The sequence below is a fragment of the Hydrogenophaga sp. genome (assembly GCF_041633695.1).
Classification (GTDB): domain Bacteria; phylum Pseudomonadota; class Gammaproteobacteria; order Burkholderiales; family Burkholderiaceae_C; genus Hydrogenophaga.
Genome location: NZ_JBFJMY010000756.1, coordinates 1 through 1,097, shown reverse-complemented (window position 1 = coordinate 1,097; position 1,097 = coordinate 1). Strand labels below are relative to the sequence as shown.

General features: G+C 65.6%; 2 protein-coding genes. Both read left to right on the top strand.

Going from position 1 to position 1,097, the window contains the following annotated elements:
* A partial coding sequence (locus ABYB95_RS23865; protein ID WP_372662966.1) for an amidohydrolase family protein occupies positions 1 to 570 on the top strand: 570 nt, incomplete at its 5' end.
* Between the two features lie 17 nt (positions 571 to 587).
* On the top strand, positions 588 to 1,097 hold a 510-nt coding region (ureE, locus tag ABYB95_RS23860; RefSeq protein WP_372662963.1), incomplete at its 3' end, for an urease accessory protein UreE.

Sequence of the window (1,097 nt, the reverse complement as noted above, 5' to 3'; positions counted from 1 at the left end):
CACAAGATGAAAGAGCAGCGCGGCGCGCTGGCCGAAGACAGCGCGCGCAACGACAACTTCCGCGTCAAACGCTACATCGCCAAATACACCATCAACCCAGCGATTGCGCACGGCATCGCCCACATCGTCGGCTCGCTCGAAGTGGGCAAGTGGGCCGATCTGGTGGTGTGGAAACCGGCCTTCTTCGGCGTCAAGCCTGCCCTGGTGCTCAAGGGCGGCACGATCGCGCTGGCCGCCATGGGCGACCCGAACGCCTCCATCCCCACGCCACAACCGGTGCACTACCGGCCCATGTTCGGCGGTTTTGGCGGTTCGATGGCCAAGAGCAGCCTCAGCTTCGTGTCGCAGGCCGGCCTGGCCGCTGGTGTGGGCCAGCGCTATGGCTTGCACAAGCAAACGGTGGCGGTGCAGAACTGCCGTGGCATCACCAAGGCGCAGATGGTGCACAACCACTACCTACCCAAGATGGAGATCGACCCGCAGCGCTACACCGTGCGCGCCGACGGGCAGTTGCTCACCTGCGAACCCGCCACCAGCCTGCCCATGGCACAGCGCTACTTTCTGTTCTGAACCGCACCAAGGTATCCATGCGCCAGGCTTCCAAACTGATCGCGCAAGGCCAAGGCCTTGCACCCGCGCTGCTGCGCCGCGCACCCACGCTCGAGCTGGACTGGGACCTGCGCCAGAAAAGCCGTTTCGACGCCCTGGCCTCGGACGGCGAGCGGGTGGGCGTTTTCTTGCCCCGTGGCACGCTGGTGCGCGGTGGCGACGTGCTGGTGACACAAGACGGCGCCTTGCTGCGCGTGGTGGCCGCGCCCCAGGCGGTGCTGCGCATCACACCCTGCACCGAACACCACCACACCGACCCCGCCTTTGACCTGATGCGCGCCGCCTACCACCTGGGCAACCGCCACGTGCCCATCGAACTGAAGCCGGATCACTTGAAAATCGAACCCGACCATGTGCTGGCCGACCTGTTGCGCGCCATGCACCTGACCGTGCGCGAAGTGAACGAGGCTTTTGAACCCGAAGGCGGCGCCTACGCCTCGCACGCCAGCGGACACGGGCACAAGCACGCCGATCACGATCATGGCCAT